At 55.3% G+C, this 22799-nt stretch carries 9 protein-coding genes; 6 read left to right on the top strand and 3 right to left on the bottom strand.

The features are described 5' to 3' along the window. Nucleotides 1-48: 48 nt before the first annotated feature. From PSR63_RS19250 to PSR63_RS19260, 3 genes are all read right to left on the bottom strand, one after another. Nucleotides 49-4971 (bottom strand): DUF7133 domain-containing protein, encoded by a 4923-nt coding sequence (locus tag PSR63_RS19250; RefSeq protein WP_274327306.1) that lies wholly within the window; start codon nt 4969-4971, stop codon nt 49-51. A gap of 185 nt (nt 4972-5156) precedes the next feature. Next, complete coding sequence (locus tag PSR63_RS19255; RefSeq protein ID WP_274327307.1) at nt 5157-6710, bottom strand: LamG-like jellyroll fold domain-containing protein; 1554 nt, start codon at nt 6708-6710, stop codon at nt 5157-5159. After that, complete coding sequence (locus PSR63_RS19260) at nt 6707-7219, bottom strand: sigma-70 family RNA polymerase sigma factor (RefSeq protein WP_274327308.1); 513 nt, start codon at nt 7217-7219, stop codon at nt 6707-6709. The genes PSR63_RS19255 and PSR63_RS19260 overlap by 4 nt, the downstream gene beginning before the upstream one ends. Nucleotides 7220-7473: 254 nt before the next feature. Here PSR63_RS19260 and PSR63_RS19265 point away from each other — a divergent pair, with 254 nt between their 5' ends. The 6 genes from PSR63_RS19265 to PSR63_RS19290 all read left to right on the top strand — a co-directional run bounded on the left by PSR63_RS19265 (nt 7474) and on the right by PSR63_RS19290 (nt 22724). Then, a complete protein-coding gene (locus PSR63_RS19265; RefSeq protein ID WP_274327309.1) occupies nt 7474-10527 on the top strand; it encodes a PSD1 and planctomycete cytochrome C domain-containing protein in 3054 nt (1017 codons plus the stop codon). Between the two features lie 52 nt (nt 10528-10579). Then, nucleotides 10580-12058: a DUF1501 domain-containing protein gene (locus PSR63_RS19270; RefSeq protein ID WP_274327310.1), complete on the top strand. Its 1479-nt coding sequence runs from the start codon at nt 10580-10582 to the stop codon at nt 12056-12058. 145 nt (nt 12059-12203) lie between these two features. Then, nucleotides 12204-13640 (top strand): L-serine ammonia-lyase, encoded by a 1437-nt coding sequence (locus tag PSR63_RS19275; RefSeq protein ID WP_338000651.1) that lies wholly within the window; start codon nt 12204-12206, stop codon nt 13638-13640. 157 nt (nt 13641-13797) lie between these two features. Further along, complete coding sequence (locus PSR63_RS19280) at nt 13798-16200, top strand: DUF1592 domain-containing protein (protein ID WP_274327311.1); 2403 nt, start codon at nt 13798-13800, stop codon at nt 16198-16200. Nucleotides 16201-16235: 35 nt separating this feature from the next. After that, the gene (locus tag PSR63_RS19285) at nt 16236-17513 is read left to right on the top strand and encodes a DUF1552 domain-containing protein (protein WP_274327312.1); all 1278 of its coding nucleotides are present in this window, start codon (nt 16236-16238) and stop codon (nt 17511-17513) included. A gap of 372 nt (nt 17514-17885) precedes the next feature. Continuing rightward, complete coding sequence (locus PSR63_RS19290) at nt 17886-22724, top strand: PVC-type heme-binding CxxCH protein (protein ID WP_274327313.1); 4839 nt, start codon at nt 17886-17888, stop codon at nt 22722-22724. Nucleotides 22725-22799: the final 75 nt, after the last annotated feature.

Raw genomic sequence — 22799 nt, forward strand, 5'->3', positions numbered from 1 at the left:
GTTAACGCGACAGGCTCTTGATCGATTCACTGCAAGCAATCCGAGCGATTACTTGTCTTGGAAGAGCTTGTTCTTTTCGTCACCGCCAGACAGGACGAATGCGGCGAGATCGTAGATCTCTTCCTCGGTCAGCCAGTTCAGCATGCCGCCTGGCATGATCGTGGAGGCCGTGTTGGAGCGCTCTTCGATATCTTCCTTCATGATCGTGACCGGCTTGTCCGGCTGCTCAGGATCGGTGATCAGAACCAGGCGATCAGGACGATCTGCGATCGCCATCCCGGAGACAACCTTGCCGTCGATCGTCAGGATGGTTTGCATTTGGTACTTCTCATCGATCTTCTTCGCAGGATCCGCGATCGATTCCAGGACGTGCTCGGCAGTTGCCTTCTTGGTACCCAACTTGGTCAGGTCTGGCCCGAAGTTGCCACCCTTGTCGTTGATCTGGTGACATTGGGCACAACCGAGACGATTGAAGTAGACCTGGCCGACGACGAAGTTCCGCTTGCTGGCGGCAACCTTCTTGGGATCGAGGTCTTCGTACTTCCACTGTTTGACGAACTTGGGAACCCAAGTGTCGCCTGTGGCTTCGATTGGCTTACGACCATCTTCCAGCGGGTACTTGGCCATCAGGTCGTTGACGTGCCAGAAAGTGGCATCGCCACGGTCGATCGCTCGGATCTTGGCGACTTGCGATGCCGTAACGGGCTTGGCACGATTCGACCACGAGTTCCGGACATAGGTCAGCACTGCGGCGACTTCCTCGTCGTTCAACAGTTGACGGAAGCCGGTCATCGGCGGCAGCGGAGGACTGCTGTAAGTCTTCCCCTTCACCTCGATGGTGCCGTGCATCCCATCCAGGACCATGGAAATCAAGCGATCTTCCGATCCGGTCGTCCAGAGACTGCCGTCGATCGGCGGATAAAGGTTTGGCATACCTTGGCCGTGTGGCTGATGGCATGTTGCACAGTGGCTTTCGCGAAGGAAAATCTCTTTCCCCATCGCCATCACCTTCGGATCGGCAGTGACAGGAATGCTCTTTCGCAGATCGACGAGCTGACGATTGAGCGAACCGCTATTCTTTGCCGTGCTCTTGGCGACGAGTGCTTCACCGAGATCAAGCACCTTCGCGTACTGCTTCGATTGACGCTCGACCGGCGTAGCTTTATTGGCTTGCGTCAGCAGCGTGGCCAGGACATTCGATTGAACTTCCGGCGAGAGCTTCTCAGCAACTGCACCAGATGGCAGGCTAGTCAACGCATTCAAACCAGCGGTCGAAAGTCCTTCCGACTGCGACAGCGTCGCGAAGTCGGTAATCTTCTCATCCTGGTGACCAGGCCAAGCCGTGATGGCCTGGATTGCTGCAATTCGCAAGTCAGCTTGCCCAGCTGCGCGAAGAGCGGACGTTGGGATTACTTGCTTCTTGATGCCAGGGCCTTCCCAGCTCACTTGGAGACCGTCACCACCACCATTGTCGAAGTAGGTCACGACAATTTCGTGGGCTCCGGCCGTCAGGGAGATCTTGCTACCCTTTTCCGACATGCCATGCAGGCCATCGTTGTCGATTAGAAGGCTACCGTCGATGTACACGCGGGAGCCATCGTCCGAGGCGATGTAGAACTTGTAGTCGCCAGCCGACGGAGCGACGATGGCAGCGGTTTGCTTGGTAGCAAACACGTCCTTGCGTCCCTTGGGAACGTACTTGTTGAAGTTTTCCATGCGGCCCGAGAACTTCGGCTTGGTCGCATTGAGCGTTTCAATCGCCACGTTCTTGGCCGGGTTGGGTTCGTAGTAGTCGAATGCAACCGCAGGGCCATCACCAGCAATGGAACCACTTTCTGGACGCAAGGCGGCCGGCAACTCAAACATGAGTGGTCGGATCTTGGCGTACAGAGGAGCCGCTTCCGCAGACTTGCTCATCGAGCGAGCACTTTGCAGCAAGTCGCCCATCAGGGCAGGGGCCTGCGATGCGTGGGCCCAGGCGGCTTCCGCACCGCCACTTTGAATCCAGCTGGTATAGACTGCCCGACGCACAACCGAAGACTGTGTCGTTGAAGCCAGCTTCTCCAGCAGGTCTTGCGACTTAGTCAAATCTGCCTGCTTGGCTTTCGGCAGAAGACTGGCCAGATCGTTCAGACTTGGCAGGTTCTTGTTTTCAGCCGTCGAGATCCAGGCAACCAGTTCACCCATCGGCGAGCGATTGTTCTTGGTAGCCAGAACCGAAAGGGCTTCTTCGCGATATTTAGGAGCAATGCCACCACGGCTGAGGATCGCCGTGTAAACCTCGTCAGTCCGCTCGAGCTTTAAGAGCAGTTCCGAACTGGCTTTCTCCAGGGCGTAGGTAGTCGCCGCAGGCGATAGCTTACGGCCGGCACGAATGGCTTCCGTAATCATGGTATCGACGTCGATCTGTCCCTGAGCGTATTGCAGCAGACGCGTCAGTTCCGGGTCCATCTCTTGCGAGGCAGCCTGGAAGACGACTTCAGCGGCAGCCGGGCCGGTGAACTCGACAGCCGACTTGATGGCCTCGGCACGAACCAGCGGCGAAGGATCGCTCGCAGCAGCAACCAGCGTTGGTTCCCAACCATCGACCGAATTGGCCCAGTGGCCCAGAGTACGAATGGCAGCAGCACGAACGCGTGGTTCACTTGCCTGGAAGACAGTCTTAACCAAGTCGAGGTTCGGCAAACGATGTTCTTCCAAAACCCACAAGCACTCGAGCATTGCCTGAGCGTCTCCTGGGTTGTTGACATCCTTGGCCGCAACGAACTTTTCGATCGCGGTCTGAACTTCTTCCGAATCACGACCACTTAGTTCAATACGAGCTCGGTAACGCGTTGCGTTTTCCTTCGCGTAAAAAGCTGCGAGAACTTCGGCCAGCGGCTTGTCTTTCAAGCGAACCGGTTCGATCAGTGGGCGATTCTTCGCCGTGACGCGGAAGATGCGTCCGTGCTGATGGTCGCGGTTAGGGTCACGCATGTTGTGCTGCATGTGTCCGATCAACGCATTCGCCCAGTCGGCAACATAGAGTGCACCGTCTGCACCAATCTCCACGTCGCTAGGACGGAAGTTCGGGTCAGACGAAACGAGAATTGGATCGACTTCGGTCGCACGAATGTCGGATCCGTTGTACTGGATCTCGTGATTCAAGACGCCCAGGAAACCGATGCAGTTACAGATCAGGAAGTTGCCCTGCATCTCTTCTGGGAAGTGGCTACTGGCAAGCAGGCCAGTGGCGGCAACGGGACGGACTCGTTTGTCGAACCACTGCTTGTTGCCGATGCCTTTGCCAATGTCGACGTACGAACCGGTACCGGACGTTCCGTCGTTGGCGAACTGATAACCCCATTGATCGAACACATCACCGTGCGGATTTGGGCCGATGGGGTAATGGAATTCCATTTCAAACGTTCGCGGATTGAAGCGGTGCACGCCGGTTCGCGTCGAACGATAGGTCGTCGTTGGCGTTTCCATGGTGGCCACGTTAAACACACCACGGGACCAGTAGATCCAACCATCGGGACCAAGCACCATGGCGTTGGCCGAGTGGTGCGAGTCGGCACTGGAAAGGCCTTGCAGGATACGAATCTTGACGTCGGCTTTCAGGTCGCCGTCGGTATCCTTCAGGAACCATAGTTCCGGCAAAGCGGCGACGATCATGCCGCCTCCCCAGAATTCAAAGCCGGTCACGCTATTCAATTCGTCGGCAAAGATCACACAGCGATCGGCAACACCGTCACCATTGTCATCCGGCAGGCAGACGATACGATCTTCGCGAGGCTCGGTTGGATTCCAGTGTGGGTAGCTTGGCCAGACCGATGCATACAGATGACCGTTAGGATCGACGGCCATTTGAACCGGGTTGATCAGTTCAGGGAACATCTCTTCTGAGGCAAAAACATTCGCTTGAAGGTCTTTGTGCAATTGCAGTTTCTTCAGGCCCTCTTCAGCGGTGCGGTATGAAAAACTACCGTCGGCCAGGTCACCTTCGCGGTTCGATTTAACGACCAGCTCTTCGGGAATGTTGTCGTCTTTGACTTCCAGATCACCCCCTTGAGCAACTGCCCACACGCGCTTGTCACGATTGGCAGTCATGACGTCGAAGATCTCCATTTCGCGGAGCATGACATCGGCGTTTGATTGCCCAAACCAAGCGAGCTTGGAACGACCACCGAAAACGTTGTAACCATCGACCACGCGATATCGGCTGAACCAATAGTAGTTCTTCTCGAGGATGGCTTCGCGAAGCTTGGCGATTTTGTCCGACTCGGCGTCCGGCACAGGCTTGTCAAACAACTGCCCAGCGATCACTTCGGCGATGGCTCGGTTGCCATGATCCAGCAGGTGAATGCCATTCATCGTCAGTGGCTTGTCAGCGTCGGCGTAAAGTTTCTGCGAAGGAGTGAACAGGTCGACGAACAAGACATCCTTGGCCTGGCACACTTCGGCCATTGCTTCGGTGTAGAGCTTCAGATTTGGGTTGTTCTTCGAACCGTCTGGCAGATGTCGGTTGTAGAGGTTTTCGTGAGCGATTGGCGAGAACATCACGATCTTCGGAGCCGACTCGCCGTTGTACTTCTGGGCACGCATCCCATCGATGACGTCGGCCAAATCCTTCTTGAATCCGTCGACCGCTTGGGGACCCTTAAGGGCTTCGTTGTATCCAAAGAATCCAAAGACGACGTCGGTCTCGTTTTTGGCGAGCCATTGATCGGGACTGCCGAAATTGTCTTCACGGGGACGAACCTTCAATTCGTCGCCAGGGAAGGCCAGGTTGCGAAACGTCAGATTTAGTTCTGGATGAGTCGCATGAATGAACGTTTCCAGCCAGCCGTGATGTTGCATGCGATCGGCGGTCGTATTGCCGATGACGGAGATGTGATCTCCCTTTTCAAGCTGCAACGTCTGGGCATTACCTTGCCCCGACCAGCACAGGCCGAGACAAACAACAAGCGAGAGGATTGTGTAACGCATGGGATCCTAAATACCGAGGACTTTAAATACGGTGTTCCGAGGGGGGGAGGGATTGGTCTAGGTGGGATCACGTGAGAAGCGCAGGTTCATACTAACTATAGTGTCTGAACGCGACTAGGCCTTACGCGATTTCGTATATTTATATTTTCGAAAATGTGTGGCGGCATGCGAAACAAGTTAAATAACTATTGAAAGTTACTTCCAGCCTCGTAGGCCTGGCGAATCTCATCCGCCGAGAGGACGCGGCTGAACAGGGCGATTTCGTCGATACGTCCTCGCAAGTCACGCGAGTAAACAACCTCGCCCGCGCGATTGGTATGACCCCAAGCACCGATGGTGCTCGGGCCGTAATGGATGGGGATCGATTGACTCCACTTCCTGCGGCCGACTACTTTGCCGTCGATGTAATACACCGATTCCTTTGCTTTGGAATCGATCTGAGCAGCGACATGCGTCCAAAGATTGCGTGGCAGCGTCTGTTTGCTTGTTAAATCGTATTGGCTGGAAAGACCCATTCGCAAACTGCCACCCCGGGTAAGGTTCCAGTGATGCTGGCCCGGCGAGTAATCGATCGAGTTGAACACCGTCTGCAACGCGAAGTCATAGCGATTGATCTGGACCCACGCCATGATCGTGATCTGGTCATACTTCCCTGGAATGTTTAGCTCGACGCGGTCGCCGGTATTCTCAAAGAGCATCGCCCCTTTTTCAGGCCAGCGTCCGGTCGCCCAAATGCCATTGGTCAGTTGCCCGTTGTCGACAACTCCTGTCGTGGCCCGGTTGATGACCTCTTCGCTCTTCCGCGAATCGGTCTCGAAGTCGAAGTAGAATAATGCCGATGGGTCTTGTCGTAATTTCAGGCTATGGTCCAACCACCGTTTGTAGCCAATCGACATGCTGGTGGCGAATGCCATGTCATCCGGAGTGATCGAGCGACGCTGGGTATCGGCGTCCCAGGCAAGTGCGGAGTTCTCGGTAAGAAGTTCGGGAGGTAAGTCCTTATCGTGAAGACGTACTTCTCCTGCAAAGACGTGTAGTTCCTGGTTTTGATTGTCGTCGACCACAATGCCAAACTCGGTTCCCAAGTCTTCGACCACCATCGTCGCGGTTTCGATCACGAACCCATGCCCCGACTCAGGCACAATCGCCCTTGCACGTCCGTGATCTAGCTGCATTCGCATGGAGTCGATGATCGAGAAGCGGGCCGGACTTTCGAGCGAAACGGCTACACCGTTCTGGAACGTCAGCGTGACTTCCCCCTCGCTCAAATGATATTCGCCTTGGTGAAACTCATTACCGCTGGGGGCGAATCCTGGCTCGAATCTTTGATTGTGTCCGACATCGAGTTGGGCGATCGCCGTGACCACTTCCGGTTCGGTGGATGGAACAGGCTGCTCAGCGATCTCCTGTTGGGTTTGCTGGGGTTTGGCTGGACGATTGAAATAACCCAAGATGCCGACAAGCAATAGCGTTGCTGCGATTGCCAGGATCCACTTTGGCCAGGCATCTCCTAGTGAAGAAGATGACGAGGCAATCGGCGCTGGAGACGACTCTTCGCCGCTCGACTCGAATCGCAATTCGGCATCGATGAATGCTGCCACGCGAAAACGGCTGCGGACGCTCGGGTCTTCCTTCAGCGCACGAACGAGTGTCGCTTGCTCGGAATCGGACAAGGATTGAGGATCGAGAAAGTAACGCTCGATCAATTCATCGGTAAGTTGGGAAGGTTCGTTGCTCATGACGTGGTTCCCAATTCCATCCGAACGCAGTTATGCAATTTGGTTCGTAAACGTCCCAGTCGCTTATAGAGACTGTTGGCTGTCTTTCCAGCCGCTTCTGCCATTTCTTTCACTGCTTCTTCCCGCGTGTAAGGGGCCAGCAGCAGCTTCTGATGTTCTGGGGAGAACTTTCCGAGACAGGCACGTATCGCCGATCGCTGTTCTTGAACGTATTCCGACGGCTCGTCCTTGGCTTCAATGGCGATCAGCGCCACCAGGTCATCATCCAGCAGGAGGCGATCGCGACTACAGTTTCGGCGATACTTAAGTACCTCGAACCGTAACACCATGCGTGCCCAGGGGATGAACTCGTCATCGGCCTGAAGCTGATCGATCTTTCTCCACATCACCAGACTGGCTTCCTGCAGAACGTCGTCGACGGCATTCCAATCGGGCAGCGACGCTCTGGCAATGGCCGCCAGCTCGCGCTCGTGTTTCAAAAATAGAGTGAGAAATCGATCTTTTTCCACTTGGGAGCCTTTATTTCAGGTCGTTATTGCTCGTCTACATACTCCCAGCTGGGAGCTTACCTGCCGCAAATTCTCGGAAAATACGATCTTACGAAATTGCGCGGCAGGTTAATGGCAAATCGGGAGTATGATAGGCATACCTGCCTTGATTTCCCATAAAATCCCACGCAAGAAGCTTCATGTTCATTTTACGGTATTTTGGGCGTAACGTGATCAATACTCTAGGCTTACTGATATTCCTCGGAATTCCAGGAATGGGTCAGGCCGAAGAGAAAATCGATTTCCGCTCCCAGGTCCAGCCGATCCTCTCTGATCGCTGTTTTCATTGCCACGGACCAGACGCCAAGAATCAAGAATCTGAATTCCGATTGGATAGCCAAGAGAATATCCTCGCCGATCTTGGGGGATACGCAGGCGTCGTCCCCGGGGATTTAGAGGCGAGCGAATTGCACGCGCGGATTCATAGCGAGGACGAATTCGCCAAGATGCCACCGCCTGACAGCAACCGATCGCTATCGGAGAGGGAAAAGCGGATCCTTGATTTGTGGATTCAACAGGGAGCCGAGTACCAACGTCACTGGGCATTCGAAGTGCCCCAGCGGCCCGAAGTCCCCGACGAGCCCCTCAAGTCTTCCGCATGGCCGGAGGAAGTGAAGGCCCGCTGGTCGGCCAATCCGATCGATCAGTTCGTTGCCCAGCGTCTGATCGAAGAAGGTCTTTCGCCCTCGCCGGAAGCAGACGCCGCGACTCGACTGCGGCGAGCATCTCTGACGCTCACTGGGCTGTTGCCTCCTGCGGAACTGCAAGAAAAAGTTCTCGCCGATCCGAGCGATTCTACCTATGTCGAAGCGGTCGACACGTTGATCGATTCCATGGCCTATGCCGAGCACCAATCGCTACGTTGGCTCGATGCGGCGCGATATGCCGACACGGATGGGTACCAGAACGACAACGAACGTACCAACTGGCCGTGGCGCGACTGGGTGATTCAGGCGATGCACCAGAACATGCCGTTCGACCAGTTTACGATCGAGCAGCTGGCAGGCGATATGTTGCCCAACGCAACCGATTCGCAGCGACTGGCAACCGCTTTCAATCGTAACCATCGCCAGAATGCCGAAGGGGGCGCACTTGCCGACGAGTTCCTGGTGGAAAACGTCATCGACCGAGTCGAGACGACCTCGACTGTCTGGCTAGGGCTCACCATGGGGTGTGCGCGTTGTCACGATCACAAATACGATCCGCTGAGCCAGCGCGAGTTTTACCAGTTCTACGGATACTTCAACAACATCGGCGAACGAGGGATCGGACGAGGCATCAGCGCTAACCCGACGATCAAAGCGAACTCACCACTGGCCAGCGTCTCGCCCGAAACGATTGCCAGCCGTGACGAAGCCCAGAAAGCATTGGAAGTTGCCAAGGCCGGCATACCCGAGCGTATGCAGCGGTGGCTTGCTGACTACCAGGGACCTCAAAAAGAGGACTCGATTACCTGGGCCTCGGCGACGCTAAAAGATGCCCAGCTCAAAGGTGATGGAGATCTGGCAATCGAAGGAGACGGCACCATTCGCTACTCCGGCGGCAATAAGGCGAGCGAGATTGTTTACAACATCACTGTTCAGCCGAAGCAGAAGTCGCTAACCGCTTTGCAAATCGAAGCACTTCCGGACGATGCGTTTGCCAAGCCTCGACAGCTTGCTCCAAGTGTCAATGGAAACTTTGTACTGACGAGACTGAATGTTCTTCGAAAGGGAAAACCGATTGCACTGCAATCGGCGACGGCATCCTTCGAGCAAGATAGCTACCCGGTGAAGAATATTCTGGATGACAAAGCGAACACTGGTTGGGCCGTGTTCGGTCCTGATGTGAAGCCAGAACCGGTGACCGCTATCATTCGATTCGCGGAACCCGTCTCTCTTGAAGGTGACGAGTCACTTACCATTGAACTGAAGTTTGAGAGCCAGTATGCGAATCATGCGATTGGCAAAGCCAAGATTGCCTTCTCCGACCATGCCGACGCGGGCAAGATTACCGAAGAAGGTCTTAACGCGGACGTTCAAGCCGCCTTGGCGAAATCGGCGAAGGAGCGAAAGCCCAAAGAGCTGGAAGTCATTCGCAAATACTACGAGTCGATCGATGAGCCACTACTCAAGGCCCAGCGTCAACTTGCCAAAGCGGAAAAGCAGTACCGCAGCGAGGCCGGCCCTGAGGTGAGTGTCATGGTCATGAACGAGCGGCAAGGTGACGATGCCCCAATCTACTTGCTCAATCGTGGTCAATACAACGAGCCGGTGAAGGACGAGCCGCTCAGCCGAGCCGTGCCTGCCGAGTTGTTTTCCGGAGATCCTTCGGCTCAGCCGAGCAATCGTTTGGAGTTGGCCCAGTGGTTGGTCTCGCGAGAAAACCCGTTGACCGCTCGAGTGATTGTGAATCGCATGTGGCAAGATCACTTTGGCGTTGGCCTGGTGAAAACGGTTGAAGATTTCGGGCTGCAAGGCGAAGTGCCCAGCCATCCTGAACTTTTGGATTGGTTAGCAGTCGAGTTCATCGAGTCTGGCTGGGACATGAAGGCCATGCACCGCTTGATTGTGACCAGTGCCGCTTATCGCCAATCGTCGGTTCATCGGCCTGAGCTTAAGCAGCGTGATCCAGAGAACCGCCTGATTGCCCGCGGCCCACGTTACCGAGCCGATGGTTACTCCATCCGTGACGTAGCGCTGCAAGCCAGTGGACTGCTGAGCGAGAAAGCGGGTGGGCCATCGGTCAAACCGTATCAGCCAACCGGTCTGTGGTCGACCGTCGCTTCGAGTGCCGGCATTCGATACAAGCAGGACGCAGGCGACAGTCTCTATCGTAAGAGTATGTACACCTACTGGAAGCGAGCCGTCAATCCGCCGCGTCAAACGATCTTCGACGCCGGTAGCCGAGAAGTTTGTACTGTTCGCGCAACCCGAACCAACACGCCGCTTCAGGCGTTGGTTTTGATGAACGATAAAACATTCCTGGAAAGTGCCCGGCATTTGGCGAAGGAGTCGCTGCAAGCAGAAGCCAAGGATGATCGTGACCGCGTGGCCAGCATGTATCGATTGGCGATCGCTCGTCCGGCGGATGAGGAAACGTTGAGTATCCTGGTCGATAACCTGCAGTTCTTCCGCAAGCATTTTGCGGACTCGCCGGATGAGGCGAAGAAACTGCTATCCGTCGGAGAGACGCCGGCTGATAGTTCGCTTGATCCTGTCGAGCACGCGGCACTGACGAGCGTAGCCCACTTGATTTTGAACCTGGACGAATTCGTCACGATCGAATAGTTCCCATTGCCTCCAAATAGTTCCACGTGACAAGCTCACGGAGTGATTGAATATGAATCCTTTGAACGACGCTAACCAACATCGCATGATGCTGACTCGCCGACACTTCTTCGGTAAGTCGGCGTCCGGGATAGGTGTCGCGGCGCTTGCTTCGCTACTAGGAAAGGATGCTTTCGGCGAGTCGAAGGAGACGGAGATTCCTGCTCCGACGGGGGCGATGAAGGCGTTTCATAAGCCACCCAAAGCGAAACGCGTGATCTACTTGTTTCAAAGTGGAGCCCCTTCGCAGCAAGAGCTCTTCGACCCGAAACCAGTCTTGCGAGAAAACGAAGGCAAAGAGCTGGCCGACTTTGTCGAAATGACCCAGCGCGTCACCGGGATGACCGCAGGGCAGAAGTCATTTCCGCTTGCTGGCTCGCGTTATAAGTTCACTAAAAACGGCCAGTCAGGTATCGAGATCGGTAGCGAACTGATCCCGCACATTGCTTCGCTAGCCGACGACATGTGCCTGATTCGCTCGATGCAAACCGAGGCGATCAACCATGATCCGGCGATGACCTTCTTCCAGTCAGGGCACCAATTGCCAGGCCGCCCCAGCTTCGGCTCGTGGCTGCATTACGGTCTGGGGACGATGAACCAGAACCTGCCTACGTTCATCACCATGGTCTCGCGCGGTACCGGGCGACCGAACTGCCAGCCGCTTTACGATCGTCTTTGGGGAAGCGGTTTTCTGCCGTCGACCTACAGTGGCGTAAAGCTGATGAGCGTCGGGGACCCGGTTCTTTACCTCAGCAATCCGGAAGGTTTTGACCCGACGGCCCGTCGTCGGATGCTGGACGATCTGGCCAAGCTAAACCAAAAGAAGCTGCAAGAGTTTGGCGATCCCGAAATCCACACGCGGATTCAGCAATACGAACTGGCTTACCGTATGCAAACATCGGTGCCTGACTTGACGGACTTCTCGGACGAACCGCAGCATGTGCTCGACGCCTACGGCCCGGACGTCACTAAGCGAGGAACGTACGCTTACAACTGTCTGCTGGCACGCCGCCTTGCCGAGCGAGACGTTCGTTTCGTTCAGTTGTTCCACATGGGTTGGGACCAGCACTTCACCCTTCCCAAACAGTTGCCGGGGCAATGTCGAGATACCGATCAGCCGACCAAAGCGTTGGTCAACGATCTGAAACAGCGCGGCATGTTGGACGATACCCTGGTTGTCTGGGGTGGGGAATTCGGGCGAACTTCGTACTGCCAGGGAACGCTCAATGCCCAGACCTACGGGCGAGACCATCATCCTCGCTGTTTCTCGCTGTGGATGACCGGGGCCGGCATCAAACGCGGCTTTACCTACGGAAAGACGGACGACGTTTGCTACAATGTGGTTGAGAATCCCATGCATGTGCATGACCTTCACGCAACGATGCTGCATCTGTTGGGAATCGATCACGAAAAGCTGACCTATCGCTTCCAGGGCCGCTATTTCCGTCTGACCGACGTGCATGGTCACATCGTGAAAGACCTCTTGGCCTAATGGTGCTTTGCCAAGTCGGTTTCGCTCGTTTTCGGATTTTTCTCAGATGAAGAATCGAGTTTTCGTGGAAATGACCCTTCACGAAAACTGCGCGATAGTCCACAATTCCTAGAGGCGCTTCATTCGTTTTCTGTAGGAATTCCCCGTGGCAACTAAGCCAGCAAAGCTTGCTAATTCACCGAAAAACACTGAGCAACAGGCGTTTGTTGGGGTCTTCGATCTGTTCAAAATCGGCATTGGGCCCTCCAGCTCGCACAGTGTTGGTCCCATGCGCGCGGCCGAGATGTTTCTGGCGTCGCTATCCGATAGCGGCTTACTCGACGCCGTAGGGCGCGTTGAGGTCGACTTGTATGGCTCGCTGGCGCTGACGGGCATCGGTCACGCGACCGATATTGCCGTTCTGATGGGATTGCAGGGAGAAGTCCCGGATCAGATCGATCCCGAAACGGTCGCCGGCAAGTTGGAAGTGATTCGCGGTCAAAACGAGCTGAACCTGGCCGGTCAGCGGAAGATTCCTTTCCTCGAGAAAGAAGATCTGCTTTTTCAGCGAAAGACGTTCCTGGAAGGCCACCCCAACGCCCTGCGTTTTTGTGCGTTTGCCTCGCGGGAAAGTGGTGAGCCCCTAGCAGCCGAGACCTACTACTCGATCGGCGGTGGATTCGTCGTGAAGGAAGGGGATGAAGGGAAGGGGATTACCCAGCCTATGTCGGCGGTTCCGTTTCCGTTCAGTTCGGCCGCAGAGCTGTTGAAGCTGGCAGCAGAGCAGGGCTGTGGAATCAGTCAAATTGCCTTGGAGAACGAAAAGGCATTTCGCTCGGAGGCCGAGATTCGTGAAGGTCTCCAGAAGATCTGGGCGACCATGCAGTCCTGTGTCGACCAAGGGTGCCGAAACGAAGGAATCTTGCCGGGCGGGCTGAATGTGCGTCGTCGCGCCCCAAGTCTCTATCAAACGCTTTGCAGTCGCCCTGAGGCGAACATGCGCGATCCGCTCAATATTCTCGACTGGGTCGATCTCTATGCGATTGCCGTGAACGAAGAAAATGCCGCCGGCGGCCGGGTCGTGACCGCGCCAACCAACGGGGCGGCAGGGATCATTCCGGCAGTGCTTTGCTACTTCGACCGCTTCTGTCCCGAGTCTTCACCGGAAAAGATCGAGCAGTTCCTGCTTACGGCCGCGGCGATCGGAGCTCTGTATAAGAAGAATGCCTCGATATCGGGTGCCGAAGTCGGTTGCCAGGGGGAAGTGGGTGTCGCGTGCAGCATGGCCGCAGGTGCCCTGACCGAAGTGCGTGGTGGGTCACCGCGGCAGGTCGAAGAAGCCGCAGAAATCGGGATGGAACACAACTTGGGTCTGACCTGCGATCCCATTAAAGGCCTCGTCCAGGTCCCTTGTATCGAACGCAATGCGATGGGGGCGGTGAAGGCCATCAATGCCTGTCGGTTGGCCCTGCGTGGTGACGGAAGCCACTTTGTCTCGCTCGATCGGGTGATTCGTGTAATGAAACGCACCGGCGCGGACATGTCTTCTCGCTACAAAGAGACGTCGCGAGGTGGTTTGGCCGTGAATATCAGCGAGTGCTAAAAGGAGTCTCGCGATATCGGCCAAATGGCCCCGGACGGCAAATTCTCGGCGAAAAATTGACGTAACCTTCTCTATGGTCACGTCATAGGTGGGAAAGCTTATCAATCTGCTGGCAAAAAACGTCAGGAAATTGCCTTTTCGCCGTTATACTTCAACTATGAAGAACCTCCACCTATTCGCATCCTGCCTGCTGGGGCTTTCTGCTCTCGCATTCCAAACAAACTATGTCGCTGCGGCTGACAATGCGCAGGTCCGCGCGATCTTCAAAACCCATTGCGTCGAGTGCCACGGCGCCGAAACCCAGGAGGCGAGCCTTCGCCTCGATACGCTCGAGTTTCCAACCGCGTCGCTCGATAACGCCCATGTCTGGTCGCGTGTCGTCAATGCCGTCGAGCGGGGAGAAATGCCGCCTGACTATCAGGAACAACCCACCGCTGATGAAAAGAAGCAACTGATTGGGCAGATTGTCGAAACGGTGACTCAAGCTGTTCCGCGGCCCATTTCACTGCGTCGACTTAATCGCCAGGAATATGAAAACACGGTGCACGACCTGCTGGGGATCGATGTCCCTCTGGTCGATCTGTTGCCGGAAGATGGCAAGGTCCAGGGATTCGACAAAGGGATCGATGGACTCAGCTTTTCCTCGGTGCTGTTGGAAGAGTACTTGAAGGCCGCCAATGTCGCGTTCGATGCGACGATTCGTCGGATCGAACCTCTCTCGCCCGAAACTCGCCGTGCTGAGCTCATGCAGATCAAAGAGAATATCGACTCGGTCAAGAAGAACAAAGGGGGCGTCATCGAGGTTGACGGTTCGTTGGTCAAGTTCACCCCAGGCTGGCCCCCGGCCCGGATTGATGACGCGCACCCAATTGAAGATGGTGTCTACCGTTGCCGCGTGGCGATTTGGCCGCATGATCCAAACGATCGAACAATCTCCGTCGCTTTGTATGTCGGGTCTCTCTTTGGCCCAGACACGCAGGAGTTTATTGGCATCTTCGATGCGACGGGCACTCCTGAAAAATCACGAGTTGTCGAGTTTACTTGCCGCATGGAAGCAGGCGATACGATTCATATCGTTCCTCGCATTTGGCCAGAACATGTCACTTGGCGCGACAAACATGAGAAACGACCCGGGGTCGGAATCGCTTGGGTCGAAACGTACGGTCCGCTCGATCAGGCGTTTCCTTCTGAAGCAACCAAGAAACTGTTTGGAGACGTCGAGAGCATCTCGATGAAAGAACATTGGCCGATCTGGATGCGGCACCGCAAGAATGTCAAAGGGCACATTGTCGAGTCGACCCAGCCGAAAGAAGACCTTGAGCGGATGCTGAAAGACTTCATTCCGCGAGCATTTCGTCGCCCGGTATCCGACGAAGAAATGCAGCCATTTATCGACCTTGCTCAGAATCGACTGGACAGCGGCCGTACCTTTGAACAGGCTGCAAGAACGGGAGTCACGTCCGTGCTCTGTTCACCGCAGTTCCTGCTTCTCAACCGAGAGCCGGTTGTCGACGACTACACAATCGCTTCGCGCATGTCGTACTTTCTTTGGTCAACGATGCCGGACGAGCAGCTGTTGAAACTGGCTGCCGAAGGAAAGTTGAGCGATCCGGCCGTTCGTCGTCAGCAAGTCAATCGCATGATTGCCGATCCCAAAATCGAGAACCTGGTTAACGACTTCACTGCTCAATGGCTCGACCTGCGCGACATCGAATTCACCACACCCGACAAGAAGCTCTATCCCGAGTACGACCCGCTGCTTTTAGAGGGAATGCTTGGTGAAACGCGTCACTTCTTCCAACACGTTTTGACGGAAGATTTGAGCGTGGTGAACTTCGTCGACTCGGACTGGACGTTCCTCAACCAACGCATGGCTGGGCATTATGGTCTGCCGAAAGTTGAAGGGCACGAGCATTTCCAGAAGGTGGCGTTACCGCAAGAAAGTATCCGCGGCGGCGTGCTGACGCATGCCAGTGTGCTGAAGGTGACTGCCAACGGCACGACCACATCTCCGGTGATTCGCGGCGTGTGGGTACTCGATAAGATGCTCGGTCGCCCGGCTCCGCCACCACCTCCTGGGGTGCCTGCGGTGGAACCCGATATTCGTGGTGCGACAACCATTCGCGAGCAGTTGGACAAGCATCGTAGCATTGCTGCCTGTGCGAGTTGTCACAAGCGGATCGATCCCCCAGGATTCGCGCTGGAAGAATTCGACGCCATTGGCGGGCATCGTGATTTTTATCGATCGGTTGGCGAAGGCGAGCGGATTCCGGACCAGAAGTCATACCGCAGAGGTCCCGATGTGGAGTCCTCCTTCGAGTTGGCCGATGGACGCGAGTTCGATAACTTCGCCGGATTTCGTCAGCAAATGGTCGATGACGAGTCCCTTGTGGCTCGGGCAATCGCTGAGAAGCTCTTGATCTACGCGACCGGCCGCCGGATGGGACTTCCCCAGCGAGATTCCGTCGAGCAGATCGTTGCCGCATCGAGTAAGAACGACCATGGCCTCAAGTCGATGATTCAGGCCGTGGTGGATAGTGACCTGTTCCTCGCTCCCTAAAGTTTTTGGCTCACTGAGCAATTAAAGGATTCGCTATGTCGAACCAACTTAGCCGTCGAACGTTTTTGCGTGCCTCTGGGATTGCGATGGGGCTGCCGCTGCTTAGCAGCATGGGGGCGACTCGATTACTGGCCAAAGACGAATCAGGTGAACAGAGCGACGTCCGTCGCATGTTGGCCATCTGTGCTCCGCTGGGGATTCACACGCCCAATCTGTTTCCCGAGAAGGCCGGCAAAGATTACGAGCTGACTCCTTACCTCAAGCCAATGGCGAGCCTGCGGGATAAGTTCTCGGTCATCTCGGGGATTATGCATCCGAACGTCGATGGTGGTCACGCGGCGGAAAAGAGCTTCCTGACTGGGGCCGCACATCCAGGGCAGCCGAGTTTTCAAAACACGATTTCGGTCGATCAACTGGCTGCCGAACAACTCGGCTACAAGACTCGCTTCGGTTCGCTGACGTTGGCCGTCGACCATAACAGTCTTTCCTACACACGCAGTGGCGTGCAGATTCCGGCAGAGAACCGTCCGTCGAAGCTTTTTGCAAAGCTCTTTCTCGAAGGATCGCAGCAGGAAAAAGAAGAGCAGATGCGCCGCATCGAAGATGGCCAGAGCATCATGGACCTGGTTCAAGACCAGACGAAGAAGGTCACCAAAAAGGTAGGCCGTGAGGACAATCAAACGCTGGACCAATACTTCACCAGCGTGCGTGAACTGGAACAGCGTCTGGTTCAAGCCGAGTCTTGGGCAAAACGGCCCAAGCCTATGGTCGACCGCAAGCAGCCCGAAGACATCAATGACCGGGCCGAACTGACTCAGCGTCTACGCTTGATGTACGAGATGATCTTCCTGGCGATTCAGACCGACTCGACACGGTTCATTTCACTCGTCGCGCCCGGCGGCAACGAGGTGGTTTCACTCGATGGTGTCGACGACGGTTGGCATAACTTGAGCCATCATGGTCGCGACCCAGACAAGATCGAAATGCTGACGATTATCGAGCTGGAAGAGATGCGGCTTTTTGCCGAGTTGATGCAAAAGCTGGAAGACTCCAAAGAGGGTGGTCGTTCGTTGTTGGATCAAACGGCCATTCTGCTCGGTTCCAATCTTGGCAACGCCTCGAGTCACAATAACACCAACTTGCCTATCGTCGCCGCCGGTGGGCATTTCCGTCACGGACAGCATATCGCTTACGAAGAAGGTAAGGCTCCACCTCTTTGCAATTTGCTGGTCAGCTACCTGCAGCACGTCGGCGTTGAAGCGGATCAGTTCTCTTCCGGTAACGGAACCCTTACGGAACTGCCAGCCGTTTAACGCTCGGCTGAGGGCAAGATAGAGATTATTGAATTCGTCTTTAATTTGGGGCCACAATTCCGCCACTAAGAGAGCCCCTCAGTTTGCAGGCTAATGTTCGTTTGGCGATGATTCTATTCACCGGTTGAGTCTGGTTCTACTGCGAGCATTTCGGTCAAGTAGCAAAAAGTTGCTTAGATACGAAAATCATGTTGCAAAACGGACCTCTAACGGGATGTTATGCCGCTGATTTGACAATTTCGCGAGAAAGTTCGGCAGGATGCTCGTTTCACAGGTAGTATGAACCTGAGCCCGGCTGACAAAACGACTCACGCCGGCTTTCCCACCGTTAGCCTTCTGTTTCCAACTACTCATTACCCCCTCGATTGCAGCATGATTCGCACTCTTTTATTGGCAGTTGCGTTTGTCATTTCTTGCGTTACTTTCTCTCACGCCAATCCACTCGTTTACGAAGGGGATTCGGGCATCGGCAAAGGGAAGCATATCGTCTTCCTGGCCGGCGATCATGAGTACCGCTCGGAGGAATCGCTTCCCGCATTGGCTCGAATTCTCGCTAAGCATCACGGCTTTAAATGCACCGTGCTGTTCTCGATCGACAAGAAGTCAGGCGATATCTTGCCAGGTTCCAGCTACATGCCGGGGACCGAGGCGTTGGAAACGGCTGACCTGATGGTCATCTTCCTGCGTTTCCAGGACTTTCCCAAAGAGCAGATGCAGCCGATCGTCGATTACCTGGAGCGAGGCGGTCCTGTGGTTGGCATGCGAACGTCGACTCATGCGTTCAAGATTCCAGGCAACTCGGAATTCGCTCGCTTCAGCTACAACTACAAAGGGGAAGACTACCCTCTGGGATTTGGTCGCCAGGTTCTGGGAGAAACGTGGGCTGGTCACTACGGCAAGAACCACGTGATGAGCACGCGGCTTGATATCGTTCCCGATCAGAAGGATCATCCCGTCCTGCGTGGCGTGAAGAATCCCTGGGTTCAGGCTGGTGGCTATTGGACCGAACCCATGGAAGACAGCACGACCCTGGCGATGGCCCAGCCACTGGAAACCATGAAGCCAGATTCGCCGGCCGCCAAAGATAAGAAGCCTTGCCCGGGCGTGTGGGTTCGTGATTACCAATCCAAAAGCGGCAAGTCGGGACGTGTCTTTACGACCACCTATGGAGCTTCCGAAGACCTACTCAACGACGGCTTCCGCCGGATGATGGTCAACGGCTGCCTGTGGGCAGCAGGCATGGAGCAACAGATCAAGCCGGACCTGAACGTTGATTTCGTTGGCCCTTATCAACCAGTTACGTTCCGGTTCGGTGGTCATCGTAAGGAAGTCAAGCCAGCGGAGCTTCAAGGATGGGATTCGCCGATCCTGCCGGATCATTCCCAGGACGTTAAAAAAAAAGAAACAGCGATGAAGGCCCCGCGTCGTGATAAGGGACGCGATGCCAGCAAGCAAAATGTTAAAGATGCCAAAAACACCAAGTTAGATAATCAACGGAAGCTCACCGACGAAGACTTCTCGGGGTTCGCCATCTATGAGAAAACGGCCCCCCGACCCAAAACCGCCGAACCAGTTCCTACGTCCCTTCCATTGAAACTGGAGAAGGGAGATCGCGTTGCTCTCATCGGGAACACACTGTTTGAGCGTTCGCAAGATTTTGGCCACTTCGAAGCGATGTTGCAGAAGAAGTTTCCGCAGCATCAATTGAAGGTGCGTCACCTGGCTTGGTCGGCCGACGCCATCGACGTTCAACCGCGGCCAGATAACTTTGCCGACACGCAGCAGCACCTGGTTCACGAGAAAGCGGATGTCATCCTGGCGGCGTTTGGTTTCAATGAATCCTTTGCCGGACCAGCTGGCTTGGCTGAGTTCCGACAAAAGCTGTCGCAGTACCTGGCTGATCTCAAGTCGAAGTCATTCAACGGCGAGACTGCCGCACGAATCGTTTTGGTTTCGCCGATCGCCAACGAGAACATCGACAATGTGCCTGCCGCCTCGCTGAACAACGCTAACATTCAGCTTTATGTCGATGTCATGCGTGAAGTTGCCACCGAGCAGAACGTGGCATTCGCGAATGTCTTTCCGACGACGGCAGCCGAAATGGATAGTCCAGGTACCGATCTGACGATCAACGGCGTGCACTTGAACGAAGCAGGCGATCAGGTCTTTTCCGCGGCACTATTCGAGCAACTATTCCAAGAGAAGCCACCGGAAGTCAGCAAGACGCTGCTCAACACGATTGTTAATAAGAACACCCAATTCTTCCGCCGCTTTCGTCCGCTGAACACGTTCTATTACACCGGTGGTCGCAACAAGGACTACGGCTACCTCGACTTTCTGCCAGCGATGCGCAACTTCGACATGATGGTTGCCAATCGCGATCAGCGCATCTGGGCTCTCGCTCAAGGGAAGCAAGTGCCTGCGGAGGTTGATGACTCAAATGTCCCACCATTGCCGATGACCAAGCAGAGTCGCGGTGCGAACCAATGGATGTCGGCGCAGGACGAAAAGAAGGCGTTTGACGTCGATCCTCGTTTCGAGGTCAATCTGTTTGCTGGGGAAGAGGAATTTCCCGATATCGTGAATCCGATCCAAATGCGGTGGGATTCCAAGGGACGTCTGTGGGTCAGTTGCTCGACTACCTACCCTCACGTTTATCCAGGTAACGAGCCCAACGATAAGTTGGTCATCCTGGAAGACACCGACGGCGACGGCAAGGCAGACAAGTCAACTGTTTTCGCTGAGAACCTGCACATTCCTCTTTCCTTCGAGTTTGGCGATGGTGGGGTCTACGTTTCCGAGCAACCGTGCCTGTCCTTCCTGAAAGATACCGATGGGGACGACAAGGCAGACGTCCACAAGACCGTCCTTCGCGGCTTTGGCACCGAGGATTCGCATCACTCGCTGCACGACTTTACCTGGACGCCGGATGGTGACTTGATCTTCCGCGAATCGATTTTTCATCACTCGCAAGTTGAGACACCCTACGGCCCGGTGCGGCAGCAGAACAGTGGCTGGTTCCGCTTCGATCCGAAGACGCAGCGTTTGATCAGTTTCGGATCGTATCCCAGTACGAACCCTTGGGGCGTGTCGTTCGACAAGTGGGGCCAGCACATGGCCAGTCATCCGGTTTTTGCCGAAGCCCATCAAGCGGTTGATCCGCCTTATCCGCTGCAAAACGATCGCCCGAACGGACTGCAAGCTTACTCGGGTGTTTGTGGTCACCACATCGTCGATTGGTCGACATTCCCGAATGACCTGCACGACAGCTTTATCAAGGTTCGCTACAAGCCGACCAATCGTGTCGAGATCTTGAAGTGGAAAGAAGGTCCCTTCGGTTTCACCGAGGAATACGTTGGCGATTTGTTGTTCTCGCGGAACCTCAGTTTCATTCCGGTCGACCTGCAATGGGGGCCTCGTGGCGCACTCTACGTTTGCGATTGGTACAACCCTATCAAAGGACACGCGCAGTATTCTTTGCGTGACGAACGTCGCGATCGCCACTCCGGTCGTATCTGGCGAATTACGGCCAAGGATATGCCCCTTCAAGATCCACCCAAGATCGCAGACGCTTCCATTGAGGAGTTGCTCGAACTTCTCAAACGACCTGAATACGCCGTACGCTTCATGGCCAAGCGAGAACTCGGCGAGCGTGACCCTGCGAAGGTGAAAAGCCAGCTTGATACCTGGGTGACGAAGCTCGATCCCAATGATTCCGAGTTCCGCCATCATCAGATCGAAGCGATCTGGACCTATCGCTGGATCGATGCGGTCGGCATGGTACCGACCGATGATGGAACCCCTGAGGGAGACCTTTCGGTGGCGGTTAGCGTGCTTGAAGATCTCTTGGCATGTGACGATCATCATGCCCGAGCCGCCGCGACCAAGCAGCTGCGCTACTGGTATCCCTATGTACCGCAGTGGGAGCAGCGTCTCAAGGCGGCAGCCAACGACGAGAATGGGATCGTCCGCATGCAAGCCGCGGTCGCCGCGACTTACATTGGAAGCAAGCCGGCGTTTACCGCGATGTTGGATGTCCTGAAGCATCCACGTGAAGGGCACGTGGCCTACGCGATCACGTGTGCCTTGATGTCCAAGCCAATGCGGGCTCACTGGGAAGGTAATCCTCGGTACGGGATTGCTCGTATCCTTAAGCAGTCCGCGAAGGATACCGAGATCAAAGAGCCGAAGCCAACCGTTGCCCAAGCCAAGTTCGACGCCCAGAAAGATCTTCGCGAAGTGAAGATTGCCTGTCTGGAAGAGCGAATGCTGTTCGACGTCAAGCACTTCATGGTCAAGCCTGGTCAGCCGCTGAAGATCGTTTTTACGAACCCTGATGCGACTGACCACAACTTCGTGATCGTGCAGCCCGGCTCCCTAGCCGAGGTGGGTATGGCAGCGAACGAGATGGCGAAGGATCCGACCAACGCCGACTCAGACTTCATCCCTCGAGAGAAGATGGATCTGATCATCGAGAACACTCCCATGATCGGTCCAACCCGGGCCGCGCAAATCGCTGTGCTCCGATTCAATGCTCCCAAAGAGGAAGGCATCTATCCTTACGTTTGCACCTTCCCAGGTCACTGGGTGGTCATGAACGGCGTGATGGTCGTCGCACGAGATGACGCCAGTGCCCAGGCCCTTATGGATGCGAGCGTTCCTCAGGTGATCAAAGAATGGAAAATGACGGACTTCGCTGATTTTGCGGACCATCCTCGGAAGAAAGACGATGCGACGCTCGTTCGAGGGATGACCGCTTTCGTGAAAGCCCGCTGTAACCAATGTCATGTCGTGGCCGGTCATGGAACCAACCTGGGTCCTGATCTGACCGAGTCGGTTAAGAAGCTGAAGGGTAAAGACCTTTTACAGCAGATGGTTGATCCATCGAGTCAGATCAACGAGAAGTTCCAAAACGTGCAGTTCCTCACCATCGGCGGCCGCGTGATTACCGGCGTCATTGTGAAAGAGGACAAGCAGGCATACCATCTGGCGACCAACCTTCTGACGCCTAACAGCTTGACGACCATTCCTAAGGATGACGTCGAGCAGATGGCTCCGTCGAAGATCTCGCCGATGCCCGGCGGCCTGCTCAACACGCTGACCAAGGAAGAGATCTACGATCTTCATTCCTACCTGGAAGCTGGCGGATACGAGATGCCGGAGCATCTGAAGCATCTGCATAATCATGGCAATCATGGTCAGGCTGAGTAGCAACGAAAAAAGCCCTGCCAGGCAATGCGAAGTCTTGCTGCTTACCTCCGCATCGGTCTGACAGGGCTCAGCGAT

This window comes from Bremerella sp. P1, assembly GCF_028748185.1.
Lineage (GTDB): Bacteria > Planctomycetota > Planctomycetia > Pirellulales > Pirellulaceae > Bremerella.